Raw genomic sequence first — 20,598 nt, forward strand, 5'->3', positions numbered from 1 at the left:
TCATCGAACACTCCGCAATCCGCCGCTGCGTACGCACGGCAGAAGGAGAACGGAACATGTCGGCACAGACGCGGTCACGGGCAGGCGAGTCGGGGCGGGAGCAGGAGCCGGCCGGGGCACGGGCGGCGCACCACCGCCCGGCGCCCGTCCACACCGACCCGGCGGAGGTCTCGCTGGAGGCGGCGCTCCTCGCGCTCGCCGACCCCGTACGGCGCACCCTGGTACGGGAGTTGGCGTCGGCCGGAGACTGGGTACGGCCCTGCGGCAGCTTCGACGTACCGGTGACGAAGGCGACGCTGAGCCGGCACTTCACCGTGCTGCGCGAGGCGGGGCTGCTGGAGCAGCGGGACGCCGGACCGAAGCGGCTCAACCGGCTGCGCCGCCCGGAGTTCGACGCCCGCTTCCCCGGGCTGCTCGCCCTGGTCCTGCGCGAGGACGATGGGGAGCGGTAGCGCGCCGCTACGCGTTACGGCCGCCGGGAGTCCGTACGCCGGCCGCGGGCAGCGCCTGCCGCAGCCGGCCGGCCGCCTCGCGCAGCGCGACGGGGGGCCGGCCGTCCCCGCGCAGCAGGGCCGCCGTAGTGGTGCGGAGGGTGCCCAGCGTTCGCGCCGAGCCGATCGCGGGGACGCCGGGCACGAGGTCGTCGGCGAGCCGTTCCGCCTCGCGCCACGCGCCGGCCCGCGCGAGGGACGCCAGCAGGTGCGCGGTGAACAGCCGCCGGTAGGACGGGCCGGGGGCGGTGGAGGCCCGGTGCAGCAAGGGGAGCGCCTCGTCCCAGCGGCCCAGCCGGGCCATGACCCAGCCGCGGTGGCCCAGCACCTCGTCGTGGTCGATCCACCAGGCCCACGGCGGGTCGTTCGCGGAGGCGCCGTCCAGGAAGCGGCTCTCCGCGCGGGAGACGAGCCGTACCGCCTCGCGTTCCCCGCCCAGCGCCGCGACCGCGTGGGCCCGGCGGATCAGGACGAGGCTGTCGACCAGGGCGGGCAACCGCCGCGCGCCGGGCACCCGGGCGGCGTCCTCCAGGGCGGCGCGCGGCCGTCCCAGGTGGCTCATCAGCATGCTGTCGTTCAGCAGCACCAGCCGTTCCGTCCACCGGTCGCCGGAGAGGCGCGCCAGGGCCAGCGCCCGGTGGTTGGCCCACCGGGCGGGCCCGTGGCGTCCGGCGTCGAAGAGGATCCAGCCCATCACCTCGTACAGCTCGGCCAGCGCCGCGAGCCGGTCCCCGTCCCACCGGTACGCGCCGCCCGTGGCGAAGGGGTCGGGGAAGCGCCGCGCCGCCGCGCGCAGGGCGGGCAGCGCGGCCGTGGCGCCCCGCGCCGCGTCGGTCGCGACCAGGCGGCCGGCGGCGGACCGGGCCGCCGCGGCGAGGTCGTGCGGCGCGGTCGCGTCGGACCGGCCGGCGGAGGTGCGGCGCATCGGTTGATCGTAACGGGCCGGACGCCGCCGGGACTTACCGGCCGGTGCGCCGGCGGCCCTCAGGGGGCAGGGCGCTGCCGGAACCCAACGGCCAGGGCGGCCTGCCGGGACTCACGCGTCCGAGCGGGCTGCCGGGACTCACGCGTCGATGAGGGCTGCCGGGGCTCACGCGTCGATGAGGGCTGCCGGGGCTCACGGGCAACCCGTCGTCGGGAGGTACCGCGGCGCGCGCCGGGCGGGCAGCCGGTGCTCGACGGCGGCGCCGAGGGACAGCAGGCGGGCGTCCTGCCGGTCGCCGGCCGTCAGCAGGAGGCCGACGGGGAGTTCGCCGACGAATCCGGCCGGCAGCGCCAGGGAGGGGTAGCCGGCCACGGCGGCGGGGGTGGAGGAGGGGATGACGTCGTTGTCGCCGCGGGCGCAGTCCGTCGTCCAGGCGGGCGGGTTGGCCGGGGCGGCGACGGCGTCCAGCCGGTGGGCGGCCAACGTCTCGTCGATGGACCGCCGGGCCAGGTCCTTGAGCTCCGCGCGGACCGCCCGGTGCTCCGGACCGCCCGCGGCGGGCGCGGCGAGGGCGCGTTCGAAGAGTTCCCGGCCGGCGAAGCAGGTCCGCTCGGCGGGGTGGGTCCGGGTGAACTCGTTCAGCGCGGCGAGGTCGCGAGGGCCGTCGCGGGTGGCGAGGTAGGCGTCGATGTCCCGGTGGAACTCGCTCAGCAGGGCGGGGTATTCGAGTTCGGCCAGGCGCTGCTGGTAGGGCGGCGTCACCTCGACGACGTCCGCGCCGGCGGCGCGCAGGGTCCGGGCGGTGCGGGTCATCAGGGCGTCCACGCCGGGGCCGAGCTCGGGCAGGCGCCAGAGGCCGATGCGCTTGCCGCGCAGATCGGCGGGACGGCTCTCCGTGGGGAGTGCCCGGGAACCGGTGAGGACGGCGAGGGTGAGGGCGGCGTCGGTGACGTTGCGCGCCAGGGGTCCCGCGGTGTCCTGCTCGGCGGAGATGGGGACCACGCCGGCCTGGTCGACCAGCCCCAGGCTGGGTTTGTGGCCGACCACGCCGTTCATCCCGGCCGGGCACACGATGGAGCCGTCCGTCTCGGTGCCGATCGCCACCTGGGCCAGCGAGGCGGCGAGCGCGGCGGCCGAACCGGCGGACGAGCCGCACGGGTTGCGGTCCAGGACGTAGGGGTTGTGCGTCTGGCCGCCCACCGCCGACCAACCCGACGTCGGCTTGGCGGCGCGGAAGTTGGCCCACTCGGACAGGTTCGTCTTGCCCAGGATCACCGCGCCCGCCGCCCGCAGCCGGGTCACCAGCGGGGCGTCGGCCCGGGGCGGCTTGCCGGTGAGGGCGGCGGATCCGGCCGTGGTCGGCAGGTCCCGGGTGTCGATGTTGTCCTTGAGCAGGACGGGGATCCCGTCGAGGGGGCCGCGCGGGGTGCCGCGCCGGTGCCGGGCGTCGCTGGCCTCCGCCTGGCGCAAGGCGGTCGGGTCGGTGCGCAGCACCGCGTTGACCTTGGGGTCGACGGCGGCGATCCGCCGCAGGTAGGCGCGGGTCAGCGCGGCCGAGGACAGGGAGCCGTCGGCCATGCGGGCCTGCAGCCGGGGGATGGTCGCGGTGTCGAGGTCGATGCCCGGCAGCCCGGGCGGAACGGGCCGGCTGGGCTGATCGGGCTGATCGCGTGGGTTGGGCGGAGCGGGCCGCGGTGCCGGCACGGACGGGTGGTGGGCGGGGGCCGGGGGTGTCGCCGGGTACGCCGCTCCGGCCGTCAGGGCGACCGTGGCAAGGGCGGTGAGCAGGACGGGGGTTGACCGTCGCCTCGTTCGTCTCGTGCTCCACTCGCTTCTCTTCATACGAGCCAGCGCACTGCATGTCCGCGGGCGGGCGCAAGGGTGCCGTGGCGCCCGCCCGCCGCGCCGGTGTTCCGGCGGGCTGCGGGGGCGAAGCGGGAACACCCCCCCGAAAGAGTGAAAAAGCATGCGTACGTCCGTTCTTCTGGCCTCAGCCTGTCACGCTGTCATCACGTGATCGGGCTCTCGCGAGCCCGGGGCGGCGGTGTGCGAGGGGAGAGGCCGGGCCGGGTGGGCGACGGCTGGGCAGCGAGGGGGCGGTCATGGCGCGGCGGCGCTTACGGTGGGTGAAACGGGCGGGCTACTGGTTCGACAACACGCTGGCGCGGGGCGCCTCCGCCCTCATCGGCTGGCTCGTCCTGGCCTGCCTGGCCGTGGTCGTCCCGGTCAGCGCGCTGATGGTGTGGACAGCGCGGGACGCGCCCGCGTCCCTCCCCGGGAAGCTGGCCCAGGTCTGGCACCGGACAGGCGACACGCTGCGGCTGGGCGGGCTGGTGGGACCGCCCGCGGAGGTCCTGCTGTCGGTGATCCTCGCCCTCGTCGCCCTGATCTACGTCTCCGCCCTCGTGGGTCTGATCACCGCCGGGGTCAACGAGCGGATGGCCGCCCTGCGCAGGGGCCGTTCGACGGTGCTGGAGGACGGGCACGTGGTGGTGCTCGGCTGGTCCGAGCAGGTGTTCACCGTGGTCACGGAGCTGGTCGCCGCCAACGCCAACCAACGGCGGGCCGCCGTCGCCGTCCTGGCCGACCGGGACAAGACGGCCATGGAGGACGCGCTGCACATCAAGGTCGGCACGACCGGCGGCACCCGGCTCATCTGCCGCAGCGGCTCCACCACCGATCCCGCCGTCCTGCCCCGGGTGAGCCCGCACACCGCCGGCGCGGTCCTCGTCCTGCCGCGGGACGGGCCGTCGGGGGACGCCGAGGTGGTCAAGACGCTCCTGGCGCTGCGGGCGGCGACCCGGGCCGCGTACGGACCGGACGACGCCGGTACGGACACTCCCCCGGGCGTCGAAGGCGGCGGAGGTGGCGGGGGCGGCATGGCGAACGGGGCGGGCGCCTGGGTCGTGGCGGCCGTCCGCGACGCCCGCTACCGGCTCGCCGCCTCCCTGGCCGCGGGCGACGGCGGCGTGGTCCTGGAGACCGACGACATCACCGCCCGGCTCATCGTCCAGTCCGCCCGCAGGCCCGGCCTGTCCCTCGTCTACCAGGAGCTCCTGGACTTCGCGGGCGACGAGTTCTACACCGTCCGCGAACCGGCCCTGGCCGGGCGGACGTTCGGGGAGGCGCTCCTGGCGTACGCGACGTCGTCCGCCGTGGGCCTGATCCGCACCGACGGCTCTCTCCTGCTCAACCCGCCGGCGGAGACGGTGATCGGCGCGGCGGACCGGATCGTGGTCGTCACCCGCGACGACGACACCGCCGTCCTGGCCGAACGGCCGCCCGCCGTCGACGAGGCGGCGATCGTCACGGACGTCCCGCCGGAGCGGCGGCGCCCGGAGCGGGTGCTCCTGCTGGGCTGGAACCGGCGGGCCCCGCTCATCGTGGGCCGGCTGCGCCGGTACACGGCGCCGGGCTCCGTCGTGGACGTCGTCGCCGAGGCCGCGCCCGCGACGGCCGCCGCCGTGCGCGCCGCCGACGGCGAGGCCGGGGGCGCCCTGTCCGTCGTCCTGCGGCCCGGCGACCCCGCCGACCGGGAGACGGTCGACGCGGTGGACGCCGCGTCGTACGACAGCGTCATCGTCCTCGGCCCCGACCCCGTGCCCGGCCCGGGCGGCGCCACCGAGGAACCGGACGACCGCACGCTGGTGACACTGCTGTTGCTGCGCGCGCTGGAGGCGGCGTCCGGGCGGGAGCTGCCGGTGGTCACCGAGATGACCGACGACCGCAACCGGGCCCTGGCCCCGGTCAGCCCGGGGGCCGACTTCATCGTCAGCGGCAAGCTCATCGGCCTGCTGATGGCCCAGATCTCGCAGAACCGTCATCTGGCCGCCGTCTTCCAGGAGTTGTTCTCCGCCGGCGGCAGCGAGATCCTGCTCCGCCCGGCCTCCCGCTACGTCCGGGCCTGCGCCACGGCCTCCTTCGCCACGGTGGTCGAGGCCGCCCGGCGGCACGGCGAGTGCGCCATCGGCTACCGCGACCACGCCGGCGCCGCCCACGGCCCGCGCTACGGGGTGTGGATCAACCCGCACAAGGAGACGTCACGGCGGTGGGCCGACCGGGACGAGGTCGTCGTCGTCGCGGCGGTCCGGCTGGGAGGGCCGGAGAACGCCGGGGAGGGCGGTGGGCAGTTGAGGGGGGTGGGCAGTTGAGGGAGGTGGAGAACGGATGAGGAGGGAGGGGTAGTCGGTACACCGGCGGGCGCGGACGGGACCCGGCCGAGCGGCAGCCGCACGGCGATCACAGCCGTGCGGTGGTCGGGCCCGGCGGGCACGGGCGATGCGGCCGGTCGCGGGTCGGACGACGGCACCCTCGGCCGTCGGCACGCGGAGTCCGGCTCCGGCGTACCGGCCGCCGGGCGGCCTCACGCCCCCGGCCCGTCCCCGTCGCCGTTTCCGTCCCTGTCCCTGTCGCCGTCCCCGTTCCCGTCCCGGGTGAGGGCGAGGAGGGCCATGTCGTCGGTGATGCGGCCGCCGGTGTGCCGGGTCACGTCGGCGAGCACGGTCTCCAGCAGCGCGTCGGGGCCCGTGAAGCGGCGGCCCGCCAGGGCGGTTTCCGGGTCGTAGAAGACGCCGTCCCGGTCGCGCGCCTCGGTGAGGCCGTCGGTGTAGAGGAGCAGGGTCGCGCCCGGCGGGAACGGCACCGTGTCGACGCGGTCCGGGCCGGCGCCGAGGTCGGCCAGGGCCAGCGGGAGGGCCGGGTCGGACGGTTCCAGGGCCCGTACCGTTCCGTCGGACAGCAGGAGCGGGGGCGGGTGGCCGCGGTTGACGAGGCGCAGTTCGGCGCGTCCGGGCGGGAACTCGGCCAGTACGCCGGTGACGAAACCCTCGGCCCGTTCCGGTCCGCTGCGGCTGTTCGCCTCGCGGCGCAGGGCGCGTTCCAGCCGGGCCGCGAGGCCGGGCAGGGCGGGGGCGTCCTCGGCACCCTCGCGGAAGGCGCCGAGCGCCACGTCCACCGCCTTGACCGCCTCCAGGCCCTTGCCGCGCACGTCGCCGATCACACACCGCACGCCGTGCGGCGAGTCCTGCACGCCGTAGAGGTCGCCGCCGATCTCCGCGTCCCCCACCGCCGCCCGATAGCACACCGCGATGCGCAGACAGCCGATCGAGGGCGGGAGCTGCGGGAGCACGGCCCGCTGGACGGCGAGGGCGACGCGGCGCGCCGAGGCGAGGCGGACGTCGCTGAGGTACATCAGGCGGTTGACGAGGACGGCGAGAGCCGAGACGGTGGCGACCGCCGCCAGCTCGCTGCGGCCGCCCGAGTCCCCCAGGAAGCCGAAGTGGTGCAGCAGCGCCGCGTCGACCAGGCAGGCGCCCAGTCCGGCGAGGACGGTGGCGCGCAGGGACAGCAGCGCGGCGGCCGTCATGGGCGCGGCGGTGTAGAGGGCCTCCGCGCTGAAGTGCGGGGACGTCGCGTAGTCGAGGAGGGCGCCGGCGCCGAGCAGCAGGACCGGCAGCAGCGGCAGGAGGGGTGGCCGTCCGGGGCGCCCGCGTCCGGCGGTCGTGCCGCGCCGCGCCTTCGGTGCCCTCACCCGCCTGCTCCCGCTCGTGCCTGCCCTGCCTCGTGCCTGCCCTGCCTCGTGCCTGCTCCCGGCCCGTGCCTGCTCCCGGCCCGTGCTCGCTCCGCCTCGTGCCGCCGCTTCGTCCCAGCATCCCCGCGCCCGTCGGGGGCCGCCAGTCAGGCACCGGCCGTCAGGGCGCACACCGGAGGGAGGTGCCCTGCCCTCGGCCCGGGCGTGGCCGGTGGCCTCGGAGCCGGCCCGCCGTCCCCGGCCGGCGGCAACGGGGGCGCCGGTCACGCCGCGCGCCCCCGTCCATGCCAGCACGACCGCCACCGCCGGAGCGGCCGCGGGTGACCGCCGCACGCTGCCCGTCCACGGCCCCTCGACCGGTGCGACGCCGGCACGCACCGGTCGCCGCCCGCTCACTCCAGGGCAGCGAGGACCTCCCGGGCCGCCAGGACCGCCTCCTCCAGGGACCGGGAGGCGCCCTCCCGGAAGGCGTCGGCGAAGGCGTGCGGGCCGATCGCGGCCGTCGCGGCCTCGGTGACGCGGTCGACGTCGCCGCGCTCGGCGTCCGGGAGCGGAGCGCCCACCCCACGGCGGGCGGCGTCGGCGGCGCCGAGCAGCCAGGCGGCGCGGGTGGCGTGGTCCGGGCCGCCGACGAGGGCCGCCACGCCGGCCAGGCCTTCCAGGGAGAGGGCGAGGGCTCGGGGTTCGGCGAGGGAGCGGGCGATGTCCAGGCCGGCCAAGTGGTGGGCGGCGGCGGCCCGGGCGTCGCCGCGCAGTTCGGCCGTGAAGCCGAACTCGGCGTGGAGGAGGTGGTCACCCGCGGGCGAGGACACGTCCGCGTGTCCGTCGCGGATGCGCGTCAGGAACGTCTCGGCGGCGTCGAGGTCGCCCGAGCGGCGGGCTCCGAGGGCGAGCCCCATGTCGGAGTGGATCTCGCCGTACCGGTAGCCCTGTTCGACGGCCAGCCGCCGGGCACGTTCGTGCAGGTCACGGGCGCGGTCCCAGTCCTTGGCGAGCAGGGCCAGGCGGCCGAGCCCGGAGAGCCGGGCCGAGACCTCGGTGTGCAGGGAGAAGTCGCGCGCGATGCGCAGCGCCTCGTGGTGGCGGCGGGCGGCGTCCGCGTAGTCCCCCTTGATCTCGGCGAGGACGGCGAGGGGCTGCACGGTCTGCAACTCGCCCCAGCGGTCCCCGAGCTCGCGGAACAGAGCCGCACTGCGCAGCCCGTCCCGGGCGACGGTGCCGAGGTCGCCCCGGGCCAGCGCGTGCGTCGCCCGCAGCCCGAGGGCGGCGGCCGTGCCCCACCGGTCGCCGGCCTCGGTGAAGAGGGCGAGGGCCCGGGCGTTGAGCTCCTCGCTCGCGGCGACGGAGCCCGCGCCGAACAGTCCATGGGCGAGGAGCCAGAGGGTCCGGCCGTGCCGGGCGGGGTCGCCGGTCCCCGGTTCCGGGGTGACCTCGGCGCCGGAGCGGTCGCCGGTCAGGAGGGCGAAGGCCCGGTGCCGGGTGCGGAGTCCGGCCGCGTCCGGGGCGGCCGCGAGGACGGCCGCGAGAGTGCGCCGGCCTTCGTGCAGCCGCCCGCGCAGCAGCCACCACCAGCAGAGGGCGGTGGCGAGGCGGACCGCCTCGTCCGTACCGCAGCCCGCCCCCGCGCGCCGCACCGCCTCGTCGAGCGCCGCCCGGAGGTTGGCGGCGTCGGCGTCGAGGCGGGCGAGCCAGGTCCGCTGTTCGCCCCCGCGCAGGCGGGGTTCGGCCCGTTCGGCGAGGTCCAGGTAGTGACGCAGGTGCCGGTCCCGTACGCCGGTGAGGTCCTCCATCTCGTGGAGGCGTTCCATGGCGTACGCGGCCACGGACTCCAGCAGGCGGTAGCGCGGGCCCGTGCCGGGCGGACCGTCCACGCGGACGACCAGGGAGCGGTCGACGAGCCGGGTCATCAGGTCCAGGACCTCCTCGGCGGCCACGCCGTCGCCCGCGCACACCGCCTCCGCGGCGTCCAGCGTGCAGCCGTCGGCGTGCACGGCCAGACGCCGCAGCACGATGCGCTCCGGCGCGCCGAGCAGCTCCCAGCTCCAGTCGATCATCGCCCTGAGGGTCTGCTGCCGGGCCGGCGCGCCCCTGCTCCCGGAGGCGAGGACGCGGAAGCGGTCCCCGAGGCGGGCCGCCAGCTCCTTGACGCCCAGGGCGCGCACGCGGGTCGCCGCCAGTTCCAGGGCGAGCGGGAGGCCGTCGAGGCGGCGGCAGATCTCGGCGACGGCGTCGCGCGTCCCGTCGTCGGCCTGCGTGGGGGAGAAACCGGGTGCCGCGGCGGCGGCCCGGGCCATGAACAGCTCGGCGGCCTCGGCCGAGGCGAGCGGTTCGACCAGGAACACCGTCTCCCCCATGAGACCGAGCGGCTCCCGGCTGGTGGCCAGGACCCGCAGCCCGGGCGCCGTGCGCAGCAGCAGGGCCACCAACTCAGCGGCCGCGTCGACGACTTGCTCGCAGTTGTCGAGGACGAGGAGGGTCCGCCGGTCGCGGAGAGCCGCCGTGAGCCGTTCGACGGGCGTCGGGGCCGCGCCACCGAAGGCGGGGAGCCCCGAGGGGACGTCGTCCCGGATGCCCAGGGTCGCGGAGACCGCCTGCGCGAGGACCGCCGCGGACCCGTGCCGCCCGGCGAGCTCCACGAGCCATACGCCGTCGGGGGCGGGGCCCGGTGCGTCCGCCGGTGTGCCCGGCGAGGCGGCGCGTACGAGACGGGCCGCCGCCTCGACGGCGAGCCGCGTCTTGCCGACGCCTCCGGGGCCGGTGAGAGTGACGAGGCGTTCCGTCCGGAGGAGCCCGTCGAGCTCGGTCAGGGAACGGTCCCGTCCGATGAGCGCGGTGAGGGGGACGGGGAGGTTCGACGGAGGGCGGGGGGAGGTGTCGGAGGCGGGGGGAAGTTCTGTCGCCGATCCCGATGCCGATCCCGATCCCAGCACCGATACCGATACCGTCCCCGGGCCCGTCCCCGGGCCGAGGGCGAGCGAAGCGTCCTGCCGCAGGATCGCCTCGTGGAGGGCGACGAGTTCCGGGCCCGGATCGAGGCCCAGTTCGGCCCGCAGGCGGTTCCGCAGATCCGTGTACGAGGCCAGCGCGTCGCTCTGCCGGCCGGAACGGTAGAGGGCCCGGAGCTGGACGGCGCGCAGGCGTTCCCGTAGGGGGTGGCGGGCCACGAGGTCGGTGAGTTCACCGGTGAGCAGCAGGTGGTCGCCGGCGTCGAGGCGGGCCTCGGCCTGTTCCTCCAGGACGGCGAGGCGCTGTTCGCCGAGCCGCCGGACGGCCGCGCGGGCGAACTCCTCGTCGGCGAAGTCGGCGTAGGCGGGGCCGCGCCACAGCTCCAGGGCCTCGGTGAGCAGGGCGGCCCGTGCGCGCGGCGCCGTCTCCCGGCGGGCCGCGTCGACCAGGGACCGGAACCGGTCGGCGTCCACCTCGTCGTCGGCGGGGTCGAGGTGCAGCCGGTAGCCGGGGATTTGGCGTACGACGCGGTCGCGGCCGAGCGCCTTGCGCAGCTGGGAGACCTTGGCCTGGAGGGCGTTGGCGGGGTTGCCGGGCGGCCGGTCGCCCCAGAGGTCGTCGACGAGCCGGTCGGCCGGCACCGGCCGCCCCTCGTGCGCCAGCAGATCGGCCAGCAGCGCCCTGACCTTCGCCTCGGGCACCCTGACCGGTTCCCCTCGGCCGTCCCACACCGCCAGTGGACCGAGCACCCCGTATCGCATGCGGAAACCGTACACACGTTCCCCATGTGGGGTGATCATCAGCCGGCCGTCAGCGAACCGTCAGCGCTCCCGAAGCGCCCGGACGCATGCTCGTCCCCGCCACCGGAGACCGGACCGGCGGAACCGGCGGACACGGCGGCACCCGCACGGCGGGACCACCCGGCAGGAGGAGCGCATGACCAGGTACGGAGACAGGAGGGCCGTCGTCCTCGGCGGTACGACGGGGCTGGGCCTGGCCGTCGCCAAACGGCTCGTCGAAGGTGGGGCGCGGGTCCTGCTGACCGGCCGGGCGCGGAGCGAGGAGCTCGCCGCGGCCGCCGCCGAACTCGGCCCGCGGGCCCGGGTCGTCGGGACCGGCCCGGCCGGTGCCGCCGCGTCACCGGAGGCACTGGCCCCCGTCGTGGCGGGCGCGCTCGGCTCCGTCGACTTCCTCTTCGTCCACGCCGGCCCGGCGGACCCGCTCTGCGCGACGGGCGGGCACGGCGCTCCGGCCGCGGCGCCGGTCCGGAGCGCCTGCCGCACCGTACGGGCCCTGCTCCCGTTGGTCCACGACGGCGGCGCGGTCGTCTTCACCGCCGCGGCCCTGCCCGCCCTCGCCCTCGTCGTGCCCTCCGCGCCGGACGGCGAGCCGGTGGCGGAGGCGGATGGCGGGCCGTGGTCCTGTGCCCGGTCACTGGCCACCGAACTCGCCGACAGCGGCATCCGCGTCAACGCCGTCGCGCCCGGCCTGATCTCCCTGCCGGGCGGCGGAGGCGCGGCCGGCAGGGTCGCCGGGGAGCGCGTGCCGATGCGGCGCCCCGGCACCGTCGACGAAGTGGCCCGCGCCGCGCTCTTCCTGGCGGCGGAGGCCACGTACACGACGGGCGCCGAGCTCACCGTCGACGGCGGGCTCGGCCGGGCGGCCGGGCGCGGAGCGGCTACCGGTCCGCCGTGTCCCCGGCCTCCGGACGACGGCACACGGGAGGACCGCCTCGCGGAATGCCGTCCGCCGCTCACCGCACCACCACCAGCCGAGCCCTTGTAGACCTCGCCTCCGCATCCCGAATCACCCGGCGTAAGAGAGAGTTGGGACCCCCATCATGCGCACCGCAGACCGGACGTCCTCGTCCCCCACCCGTTCCACCACCACCGATGCCACCGCCCCGAGCCGAAAACTGCCGCTCCTGGCCCTGCTCGCCCTCGCCACGGCCGTCTTCATCACCAGCCTGACGGAGACGCTGCCGGCCGGTCTGCTGCCCGCGATGAGCGGTGACCTGGGCGTGAGCGAGTCGGCGACGGGCCAGACCATCACCGTCTACGCGATCGGAACGTTCCTGACGGCGATTCCCCTGACGGCGGCCACGGCGGGGTGGCGGCGGAAGCGCCTGTTGCTGACGTCGATGGCGGGGTTCGCCGTCGCGAACACGGTCACCGCCGTCTCGTCGGACTACGCCCTGACCATGGCGGCCCGCGCCGTGGCCGGTGTGGCCGCGGGGCTGGCCTGGGCGCTGCTCGTCGGGTACGCGCGCCGCATGGCGCCCGCCCGGCTGGAGGGGAAGGCGATAGCGATCGCGATGGCGGGCATTCCGGTGGCCCTCTCCCTGGGGGTCCCCGCGGGCACGTTCCTCGGCAAGGCCCTCGGCTGGCGGGTGGCCTTCCTGGCCATGACCGCGCTCACCGTGGTCGTCCTCGGCTGGATCGCCGCGACGGTTCCTGACTACGCCGGCCGGGAACCCGGCGCCCGCGTCCCGATGCTGCGGGTGCTGAAGGTACCCGGAGTGACTCCCGCCCTGTTCGTCACCACGGTCTTCGTCCTGGCCCACACCATCCTCTACGCCTACATCGCCACCTTCCTCGACCACCTGGGGATGGGTGGTTCGGCCGACTTGGTCCTCCTGGACTTCGGCATCGCCTCGCTGGTCGGCATCTGGTTCGTCGGCACCCACATCCACCGCCGGCTGCGGACCCTCACCCTCGCCTCCACTCTCCTGGTCGCCGCGGCCGCCGCCGGCTTCGCCCTCTTCTCCGGCAGCCCGGCCCTCGTCTACGTCGCGGCCGCCCTGTGGGGCCTGGGCTGGGGCGGTGTGCCGACCCTCCTGCAGACCGCCGTGGGCCAGGCCGGCGGCGCATCGGCGGACGCCGCGCAGGCGCTGCTGGTCACCCTCTGGAACGTGGCGATGGCGGCCGGCGGGGTCGTCGGCGGCCTCCTCCTGGACGGGCTCGGCCACCTCTCGCTGCCGTGGTCGGTCCTCCTCCTGCTGGTGCCGGTGTTCGCCGTGGTGGCCGCCGCCCGCGTCCACGGGTTCCCCGCACAGCGCGCGGACGGTGCCGTCTGACCCACTCCCGGCCCCCGGGCCCATCCCGCCCCGCGGCCCCGGGACGGCGGGGACGACGGCGGAGGGCGCAGTGGTCGTCGCGGTGGGAATCCGCGCCGCGCCTTCCGGGCCTGAGCCGGATGCGCCGGCCCGGACGCGGGCCGCGCGGCGGCGAATCGGCCGCGCGTCTCGCGCCGCGGAGGGCCGAGGCGGCCGCGCGGCCGGAATGAGCGGGGCTTCGCCGGCCGGGTGGGCCGAAACGGCAGACCCGCCGCGCCCCGGCCCGCCGACCGCCGGTCAGTCGGGAGGCGCCGCCCCGGGCAGGTCGCTGACGAAGTCCAGCCACTGCCGGATGGTCCACACGACGAAGCGGGAGCGGTCGGTGGACATCCGCAGCCACACCTCGTCGCCCCCGGGCATGAGGGCCACCTCCAGGTGCGGCTCCTCCCAGGTGCCCATCGGGTACATCCACTCGATGCCGTCGGGCCAGACGCGCATCGCCACCGTGCGCACGCTCAGCGCCGCGGCCAAGGCGTCCAGGGCCGCGCGCGGTATGCGCACCTCCGCCCGCTCGGGTCCGAACACGGTCAACGGCCCTCCGTCCCGCGGTGAGACGCGTCCGCTCACCGTGCCCACACTCTGTCAAAGGGTGCGGGGCGATGTCAGTACGGCGGGACTTCGGCACCGGAGAACCGGCACCCGAAAGGGCCGGCCCTGAACGGGCCGGCCCTCATGCGACAGGCACCGCCGACGTCACGCGTCCGCTCCTGCCGCGCCCGGGTACGCCCCGGGCCTCACGCCCGGGTCAAGCGTGCGAGTGGCGGCCGTGCCCGTGTCCGCTCCGGCCGGTGAAGACCCGGTAGAGCGCCAGGATGATGACGGAACCGACGATCGCGGCGATCCACGTGGACAGGTGGAAGAAGCCGTTGATCGACTCCACGCCGAAGATCACCTTGCCGAGGAAGCCGCCCAGCAGCCCGCCGACGACACCGATCAGCATGGTCACCAGCACACCGCCGGGATCCTTGCCCGGCATCAGGGCCTTGGCGATGGCTCCGGCCAGCAGACCGATGACGACCCACGCGAGAATTCCCATGATGTGTCCCTCCTTGGTCGGTGCTGCATGGCGCTTAACCTGCTGATTCGCCCGCAAACACCGTGCGCCGGCCAAGTCGTCGGCATGTCCGGTCCCGCTCTTCCCCGGGACGACGGTCCGCGTCCCGCACCGGGCCTGCCCGCTGCCGCGCGCCGCCCGCGCCCGACACAGCGTCAGCGCACCGTCAGCGCACGGTCGGCGCATTGGTCCGCACCTATTGACGCACTGGTCTAGTCCTTTTAACCTCTGCCACACCTCCGAGGAGTACGGCCCGCCGGTGCGCGCACACCCCGGGCCACGGCACGGCACCCCCCACCCGCTCCACGAGCCCCCACTGGAGGACCGATCGTGTTGTTCCGAGACCTGCTGCCTCTGGGCAGACCCCCGGGCGGACCCTGTACCGGCACTCGCGCTACCGGCACCCGCGGCACCGGCACCCGCGCGCGCCGCGGCGCCGCCGTCGCCGCCGCGGGCGCCGCCCTGGCCGGGCTGCTGGCCGCCACGCTGCAGACGGGGTCCTCCTCGGCCGCCGAGGACCACGCCGCCTGCCGCCCCGACGGCCTCTACGCGACGCCCGGCGTCGACGTGCCCTACTGCACCGTCTACGACACCGCCGGCCGCGAGAAGATGGGCGCGGACCACCAGCGCCGCGTCATCGGCTACTTCACCGGCTGGCGCACCGGCAAGGACGGCACCCCGGCGTACCTCGCCTCCGACATCCCCTGGGACAAGGTCACCCACCTCAACTACGCCTTCGCGCACGTCGGCCCGGACGACCGGATCTCCGTCGGCGCGGACGGCGCGGACAATCCGGCCACCGGGATGACCTGGCCGGGCGTCAAGGGCGCGGAGATGGACCCGGACCTCCCCTACAAGGGCCACTTCAACCTCCTGAACAAGTTCAAGAAGCAGCACCCGCAGGTGAAGACCCTGATATCCGTCGGCGGCTGGGCCGAGACCGGCGGCTACATCGACGAGAACGGCAAGCGGGTCGACTCGGGCGGCTTCTACAAGACGGCGACCAACGCCGACGGCTCGGTCAACCAGCAGGGCATCGACACCTTCGCCGACTCCGCGGTCGCGTTCGTCCGGAAGTACGGCTTCAACGGCGTCGACATCGACTACGAGTACCCGACGTCGATGAAGGACGCCGGACACCCCAAGGACTGGCCCCTCGCCAACGCCCGGCGCGGCGGCCTCAACAAGGGCTACGCGGCGCTGATGAAGACCCTCCGCGAGCGGCTCGACCGGGCCGGGGCGGCCGACGGCCGGCACTACCTGCTGTCCGTCGCCGCGCCCTCCTCCGGCTACCTGCTGCGCGGCATGGAGACGTACCAGAGCACGAAGTACCTGGACTACGTCAACATCATGTCCTACGACCTGCACGGCGCGTGGAACGAGTTCGTCGGCCCCAACGCCGCGCTGTACGACGACGGCAAGGACGCCGAACTCGCCAAGTGGGGCGTCTACACCACCCCGCAGTACGGCGGCATCGGCTACCTCAACGCCGACTGGGCGTACCACTACTTCCGCGGCGCGCTGCCCGCCGGCCGGATCAATCTCGGGCTGCCGTACTACACGCGCGGCTGGAAGAACGTCACGGGCGGCACCGACGGCCTGTGGGGAACGGCCAAGGCGACGACGTGCCCGGCCGGTTCGGGGCTCACCACCTGCGGCGACGGCGCCGTCGGCATCGACAACCTGTGGCACGACAAGGACGACGACGGCAAGGAGTCCCCGGCCGGATCCAACCCCATGTGGCACGCCAAGAACCTGGAGAAGGGCATCGCCGGGGACTACCTGACGAAGTACGGCTTCCCGGCCGGCACCAAGCCCACCGGCACCTACGCCCGCGAGTACGACGCGACCCTGACCGCGCCCTGGCTGTGGAACGCCGACAAGAAGGTGTTCCTCTCCACGGAGGACGAGCAGTCCGTCAAGGCCAAGGCGCAGTACGTGGTGGACAAGGGCCTCGGCGGCACCATGATCTGGGAGCTCGCGGGCGACTACGGATGGAACGCCGCCAAGAACCAGTACGAGCCGGGCGACACCCTGACGTCCGTCATGAACGACGCCTTCAAGTCCGCGCCCGCGTACGGTGCCCGGCGCGCGACGACCGCCCTGCCCGACCAGGCCCTCGACGTCGACGTCGCCTTCACCGACTTCCCCCTCGGCGACAGCAACTACCCCATCAACCCCAAGGTCCGCATCACCAATCGGACGAAGACCACACTGCCGGGCGGCACCGAGTTCCAGTTCGACTACGCCAACTCGGCGCCGGGGAACGCCCGGGACCAGTCCGGGTGGGGGCTGCGGGTCATCCGCAGCGACCACACCGCACCCAATAACATCGGCGGCCTCAAGGGCGACTACAACCGGGCGTCCGTGAAGCTCCCGGCCTCGCAGCCGCTCGCGCCCGGCGCCACCGCCGTGCTCGACCTCGTCTACTACCTGCCGACGTCCACGCCGTCCAACTGGACCGTGAGCTTCGGTGGGAAGACCTGGGCGCTGGCCGGCGACCTGACGCGCGGCACGACCGTGACCGACCCGGGCGGCCCCTCCCCCACCCCGACCAGCACCCCGACGGCCACGCCCACCGGCACCCCCACCGGCGGCCCGAGCCCGACCGCGACCCCGACGGGCGGCACCTGCACCGCGCCGACCTGGGACAAGGGGGCGGTCTACAACGGCGGTGCGACCGTCTCCTGGAAGGCGCACTCCTGGAAGGCCAAGTGGTGGACGCAGGGCGACGAGCCCGGCACCACCGGCGAGTGGGGGGTCTGGCAGGACCTCGGCGCCTGCTGACCCTGCCCCCTCAACCCTTGATCCCGTCCCCCGGCGCGTCGCCCCACCGCCGGGGGGCGTTCGGCCGCGCCCGCAAGTCCCCCAGGCACCGGATCCTGTGGCCCATCCTGTGGTTCCGCCGTGGGGACGGCGCTCCCGGACGGCCGGAACGTAACAGGCAACTTCCGGCGAACAGCCACTGGTTGGCCATGTCGACGGCGCGAACGCGTCAGATCGCACGCGCGTCCGGGCACCGTCCCCCGGCGTGGTGACAGACTCGGACGGCCGTCCCCGGCAGCAGCCGGAGGACGACCGATTCGGTGAAAGGAGCCCCTTGTCGTGAAGAAGAGGGTCAGTACGCTCCTCGTAACGGCCGCGCTCGCGACGTTGGCACTCGCGGGCCAGGCGGCCGCGGCACCCGCCGCGCACACCGCGGCCGACGGCGCGAGAGACACGTCCGCGGTGAGAGTCAAAGCCACCCGGATCCTTGAGGCGCCCGCGGTGCTGGAGCGGGGTCAGTCCTGGAGTTCGGACACGGCCACGCTGGTCATGCAGACGGACGGCAATCTCGTCGTCTACGACGAGTTCGGCCGGGCCCGCTGGAACACCGGTACCGTCAACCAGGGCTGGCACGCGGTCTTCCAGACCGACGGCAACTTCGTCGTCTACACCCGTTCCGGCAAGGCTGTTTGGGACTCCAAGACCGCCGGCCACCCGGGCTCCCGGCTCGCCGTCCAGGACGACGGCAACGTCGTGATCTACGACGGCAGCCAGGCCGTCTGGAACACCCGCACCGCCCATTGACCGCGGCTGCCGGCGGCCACCCCGACTCCCGCCCGGCGCCGGTCGCGCATCCGCGGCGGGAGTCGGTCCCGGCCGCGGCCCGCGGCGAGGGCAGGCGGCGGCCGGGGACCGGTCGGGCCGGACCGGTTGCCTTCCCGGGCCCGGCCGACCGGCTGGACGGGGAAGGAGGTCAGGGCCGGGGCGCCCGCCGGCCGCCCGCGCCCTCGGCCGGGGTGCGCGGGTGCGGGATCAGCGGATCGGCCTCGCCGCCCTGGAGGGACACCGTGCGCGCGGGGGCCGGGATGCGGATGCCCTCGGCGCGGTAGCGCTGGTGCAGGCGCTTGATGAACTCGTGCTTGATGCGGTACTTGTCGCTGTACTCGCCGACCCCGAGGATCACGGTGAATCCGATCCGGGAGTCGCCGAAGGTGTGGAAGCGCACGGCCGGTTCGTGGTCGGGCACGGCCCCGTCGACGTCCCGCATCACGCTCGCCACGACCTCGTTGGTGACCTTCTCCACGTGCTCCAGGTCGCTGTCGTAGCCGACGCCGACCTGCACGGTGACGGTCAGCGGCTGCTCGGGCCTGCTGAAGTTGGTCATATTGGTCCCGGCCAGCTGGGCGTTCGGGATGATGACCAGGTTGTTGGAGAGCTGCTCGACGACGGTGTTGCGCCAGTTGATGTCGACGACATAGCCCTCCTCACCGCTGCTGAGCCGGATGTAGTCGCCGGGCTGGACCGTCTTGGAGACCAGGATGTGCACCCCCGCGAAGAGGTTGGCCAGCGTGTCCCGCATGGCCAGGGCGATGGCCAGACCGCCGACGCCGAGGGCGGTGAGCAGCGGGGCTATGGAGATGCCGAGGGTCTCCAGGATGACCAGGAAGCCCATCGCCAGGACCGTGATGCGCGTGATGTTGACGAATATCGTGGCCTGGCCGGCCACTCCGGAGCGGGACTGCGTCACCGTCCGGATCAGGCCGCTGATCACCCGCGCCGCGGTGAAGGTGGCGCTGAGCATCACCACCGCCACCAGCGTCTGGTTGACGGTGTGTCGCACCTGGTGGTTCAGCGGCAGGGCCGCGGCACCCACGGCCACGCCGGCGGCCACCGCCGCGCAGGGGGCGAGGGTGCGCAGGATGTCGACGATGATGTCGTCGCCGATCCAGCGCGTCCGCAGGGCCCGTTCGCCGAGCCACCGCAGGATCACCCGCAGCAGCCCGGCCGCCAGCAGCCCGGCGACCACCGCGATGCCCGCGGTGATCGCGTCGTGCACCGTCAGATCCCCGGTCACCGGCACCCTCCGCGGTTCCCGGACCACGCCCCGGCGGCGCCCCGCGCCACCGGCAGTCCGACACAGCCAACCGTCACTTCGTCCTACCTACCTGTCCGGAACGATCGTCAAAGCGCCAGGACACAGACATGACCCGGCACAAAACGCCATCCTGCACCACGGCCGGGACAGGTTCTGACCGGCCGTCAGGGCAAAGCCGATGACAAGCCATCAAACCGGACGCGCTGATTCGGCCGGATTCCGGAAGGGCGGGACGGAGGGGTGGGCCGGAAGGGCGGGACGGAAGGTGGCCGGAAAGACGGCGGGCCCGGCCCGGGAGGGGTCCCGGGCCGGGCCTGCGGAGGTACGAAGGAGGAAAGGGGATCAGGAACCGGCGGACTCGGCGGCGGCCCGCTGGGCGTCCCGCTCCTTGATCCGCTGCGCCTCCTTGCGGACCCCGGCCTGCGTCGCGCGCTCGCGCTCCAGCCACTCGGGCCGCTCCTGCTTCAGCGCCTCGATCTGCTCCGTGGTGAGCGCCTCGGTGACGCCGCCCCGGGCGAGGCCCGCGATGGAGACGCCGAGCTTCGCGGCGACTACCGGCCGGGGGTGCGGACCGTCGCGCCGCAGGTCCCGCAGCCACTCCGGCGGGTCGGCCTGGAGCGCGTTCAGCTCCTGGCGGGAGACCACACCCTCCCGGAACGAGGCGGGGGTGGCTTCCAGGTACACCCCCAGCTTCTTCGCCGCGGTAGCGGGCTTCATCGTCTGGGCGGTTTTGTGCGTGGTCATGCGACCAAGGGTACGGGGCGATCGGCACGCTCCGTGACCGGTAACCTGGGCGGGTGACAGGCTCGCAAGACTCCCCCACGTTCCGGCTCGCCTACGTCCCGGGAGTGACACCCGACAAATGGGTGCGTATCTGGAACGACCGCCTGCCCGAGGTGCCGCTGACCCTGCTGTCGGTGCCCCCGCACGAGGCGCCCGGCGTGCTCCGCGCCGACGGCGCCGACGCCGCGCTGCTGCGGCTCCCGGTGGACGGGACGGACCTCAGCGCCATCCCGCTGTACACCGAGACCACCGTGGTGATCGTCCCCAAGGACCACCTGCTCACGGCGGTGGACGAGGCGACGGTCGCCGACCTCGCCGACGACATCGTCCTGCACCCGCTGGACGACGCCCTGGGCTGGGAGCGGCTGCCGGGGCGGCCCGCGCTGGAGCGGCCCGCCACGACCGCGGACGCCGTCGAGCTGGTCGCGGCCGGCATCGGCGTCCTCGTCGTCCCGCAGTCCCTCGCCCGGCTGCACCACCGCAAGGACCTCACCTACCGGCCGCTGACCGACGCCCCGCAGTCGCGGGTCGCCCTGTCCTGGCCCGAGGAGCGGACCACGGAGCTCGTCGAGCACTTCATCGGCGTCGTCCGCGGCCGGACCGCCAACAGCACGCGCGGCCCCAAGCTGCCGTCGGCCCAGGAGCGCCGGACGGGCGGGGCGGGGGCCGCCGGCCGGAAGGGCGGCGGCGGCTCGCCCCGGAAGGCCGCCGGGCAGGGCGGCAGGAAGACCGCGGGACAGAGCGGCGGGAAGGGCGCCGGGAAGAACACCGCGAAGGGCGGTGGCAAGGGCGGAACCCAGCGCTCCGCCGGCGGCCGGCGGCGCGGGGGCCGCTGACCGTACGCGTGCGCAAGGGCCCGCGTCCGCAAGGGCCCGCGTCCGCACGGGCCCCGT

Annotated in this window: 15 protein-coding genes; 7 read left to right on the forward strand and 8 right to left on the reverse strand. The window is 75.0% G+C overall.

Translation table 11 applies throughout. The annotated features are described in order from the left end of the window. Positions 1-56 precede the first annotated feature (56 nt). The gene (locus K7I03_RS00685) at positions 57-452 is read left to right on the forward strand and encodes an ArsR/SmtB family transcription factor (protein WP_185945122.1); all 396 of its coding nucleotides are present in this window, start codon (positions 57-59) and stop codon (positions 450-452) included. A 7-nt stretch (positions 453-459) separates the two neighbouring features. Here K7I03_RS00685 and K7I03_RS00690 read toward each other — a convergent pair whose 3' ends face one another. After that, complete coding sequence (locus tag K7I03_RS00690) at positions 460-1,416, reverse strand: tetratricopeptide repeat protein (RefSeq protein ID WP_185945123.1); 957 nt, start codon at positions 1,414-1,416, stop codon at positions 460-462. Between the two features lie 192 nt (positions 1,417-1,608). Continuing rightward, positions 1,609-2,994: an amidase family protein gene (locus K7I03_RS00695; RefSeq protein ID WP_398858444.1), complete on the reverse strand. Its 1,386-nt coding sequence runs from the start codon at positions 2,992-2,994 to the stop codon at positions 1,609-1,611. Positions 2,995-3,518: 524 nt separating this feature from the next. Between K7I03_RS00695 and K7I03_RS00700 the strand changes: the two genes are divergently transcribed. Beyond that, complete coding sequence (locus tag K7I03_RS00700) at positions 3,519-5,567, forward strand: CASTOR/POLLUX-related putative ion channel (protein WP_185945124.1); 2,049 nt, start codon at positions 3,519-3,521, stop codon at positions 5,565-5,567. A 212-nt stretch (positions 5,568-5,779) separates the two neighbouring features. On the opposite strand, the gene K7I03_RS00705 is transcribed toward K7I03_RS00700, so the two are convergent. Beyond that, complete coding sequence (locus K7I03_RS00705) at positions 5,780-6,946, reverse strand: PP2C family protein-serine/threonine phosphatase (protein ID WP_185945125.1); 1,167 nt, start codon at positions 6,944-6,946, stop codon at positions 5,780-5,782. A 392-nt stretch (positions 6,947-7,338) separates the two neighbouring features. After that, positions 7,339-10,653, reverse strand: a complete 3,315-nt coding sequence (locus K7I03_RS00710) for an AfsR/SARP family transcriptional regulator (RefSeq protein ID WP_185945126.1) — start codon at positions 10,651-10,653, stop codon at positions 7,339-7,341. A 175-nt stretch (positions 10,654-10,828) separates the two neighbouring features. On the opposite strand from K7I03_RS00710, the gene K7I03_RS00715 reads away from it, so the two are divergent. Beyond that, complete coding sequence (locus K7I03_RS00715; RefSeq protein WP_185945127.1) at positions 10,829-11,677, forward strand: SDR family oxidoreductase; 849 nt, start codon at positions 10,829-10,831, stop codon at positions 11,675-11,677. 55 nt (positions 11,678-11,732) lie between these two features. Beyond that, on the forward strand, positions 11,733-12,968 hold the full coding sequence (locus K7I03_RS00720) for an MFS transporter (protein WP_185945128.1): 1,236 nt from the start codon (positions 11,733-11,735) through the stop codon (positions 12,966-12,968). A 276-nt stretch (positions 12,969-13,244) separates the two neighbouring features. On the opposite strand, the gene K7I03_RS00725 is transcribed toward K7I03_RS00720, so the two are convergent. After that, complete coding sequence (locus K7I03_RS00725) at positions 13,245-13,532, reverse strand: hypothetical protein (RefSeq protein WP_185945175.1); 288 nt, start codon at positions 13,530-13,532, stop codon at positions 13,245-13,247. 220 nt (positions 13,533-13,752) lie between these two features. Continuing rightward, positions 13,753-14,043: a GlsB/YeaQ/YmgE family stress response membrane protein gene (locus tag K7I03_RS00730; RefSeq protein ID WP_185945129.1), complete on the reverse strand. Its 291-nt coding sequence runs from the start codon at positions 14,041-14,043 to the stop codon at positions 13,753-13,755. Between the two features lie 480 nt (positions 14,044-14,523). On the opposite strand from K7I03_RS00730, the gene K7I03_RS00735 reads away from it, so the two are divergent. Next, positions 14,524-16,848: a chitinase C-terminal domain-containing protein gene (locus K7I03_RS00735; protein ID WP_398858447.1), complete on the forward strand. Its 2,325-nt coding sequence runs from the start codon at positions 14,524-14,526 to the stop codon at positions 16,846-16,848. 318 nt (positions 16,849-17,166) lie between these two features. Next, positions 17,167-17,631: a hypothetical protein gene (locus tag K7I03_RS00740; protein WP_185945130.1), complete on the forward strand. Its 465-nt coding sequence runs from the start codon at positions 17,167-17,169 to the stop codon at positions 17,629-17,631. A 169-nt stretch (positions 17,632-17,800) separates the two neighbouring features. Here the strand turns inward: K7I03_RS00740 and K7I03_RS00745 are convergent, their stop codons facing one another. After that, entirely contained in the window at positions 17,801-18,901 is a 1,101-nt protein-coding gene (locus tag K7I03_RS00745) for a mechanosensitive ion channel family protein (protein WP_185945131.1), read from the reverse strand. Positions 18,902-19,264: 363 nt separating this feature from the next. Continuing rightward, positions 19,265-19,666 carry a DUF5997 family protein gene (locus K7I03_RS00750; protein WP_185945132.1) on the reverse strand — a complete coding sequence of 134 codons (402 nt, stop codon included), beginning with the start codon at positions 19,664-19,666 and terminating at the stop codon, positions 19,265-19,267. A 53-nt stretch (positions 19,667-19,719) separates the two neighbouring features. Here K7I03_RS00750 and K7I03_RS00755 point away from each other — a divergent pair, with 53 nt between their 5' ends. Continuing rightward, positions 19,720-20,541 carry a LysR family substrate-binding domain-containing protein gene (locus tag K7I03_RS00755; RefSeq protein ID WP_185945133.1) on the forward strand — a complete coding sequence of 274 codons (822 nt, stop codon included), beginning with the start codon at positions 19,720-19,722 and terminating at the stop codon, positions 20,539-20,541. The last annotated feature ends 57 nt before the right edge of the window (positions 20,542-20,598 follow it).

The organism is Streptomyces mobaraensis, assembly GCF_020099395.1.
Taxonomy (GTDB): domain Bacteria; phylum Actinomycetota; class Actinomycetes; order Streptomycetales; family Streptomycetaceae; genus Streptomyces.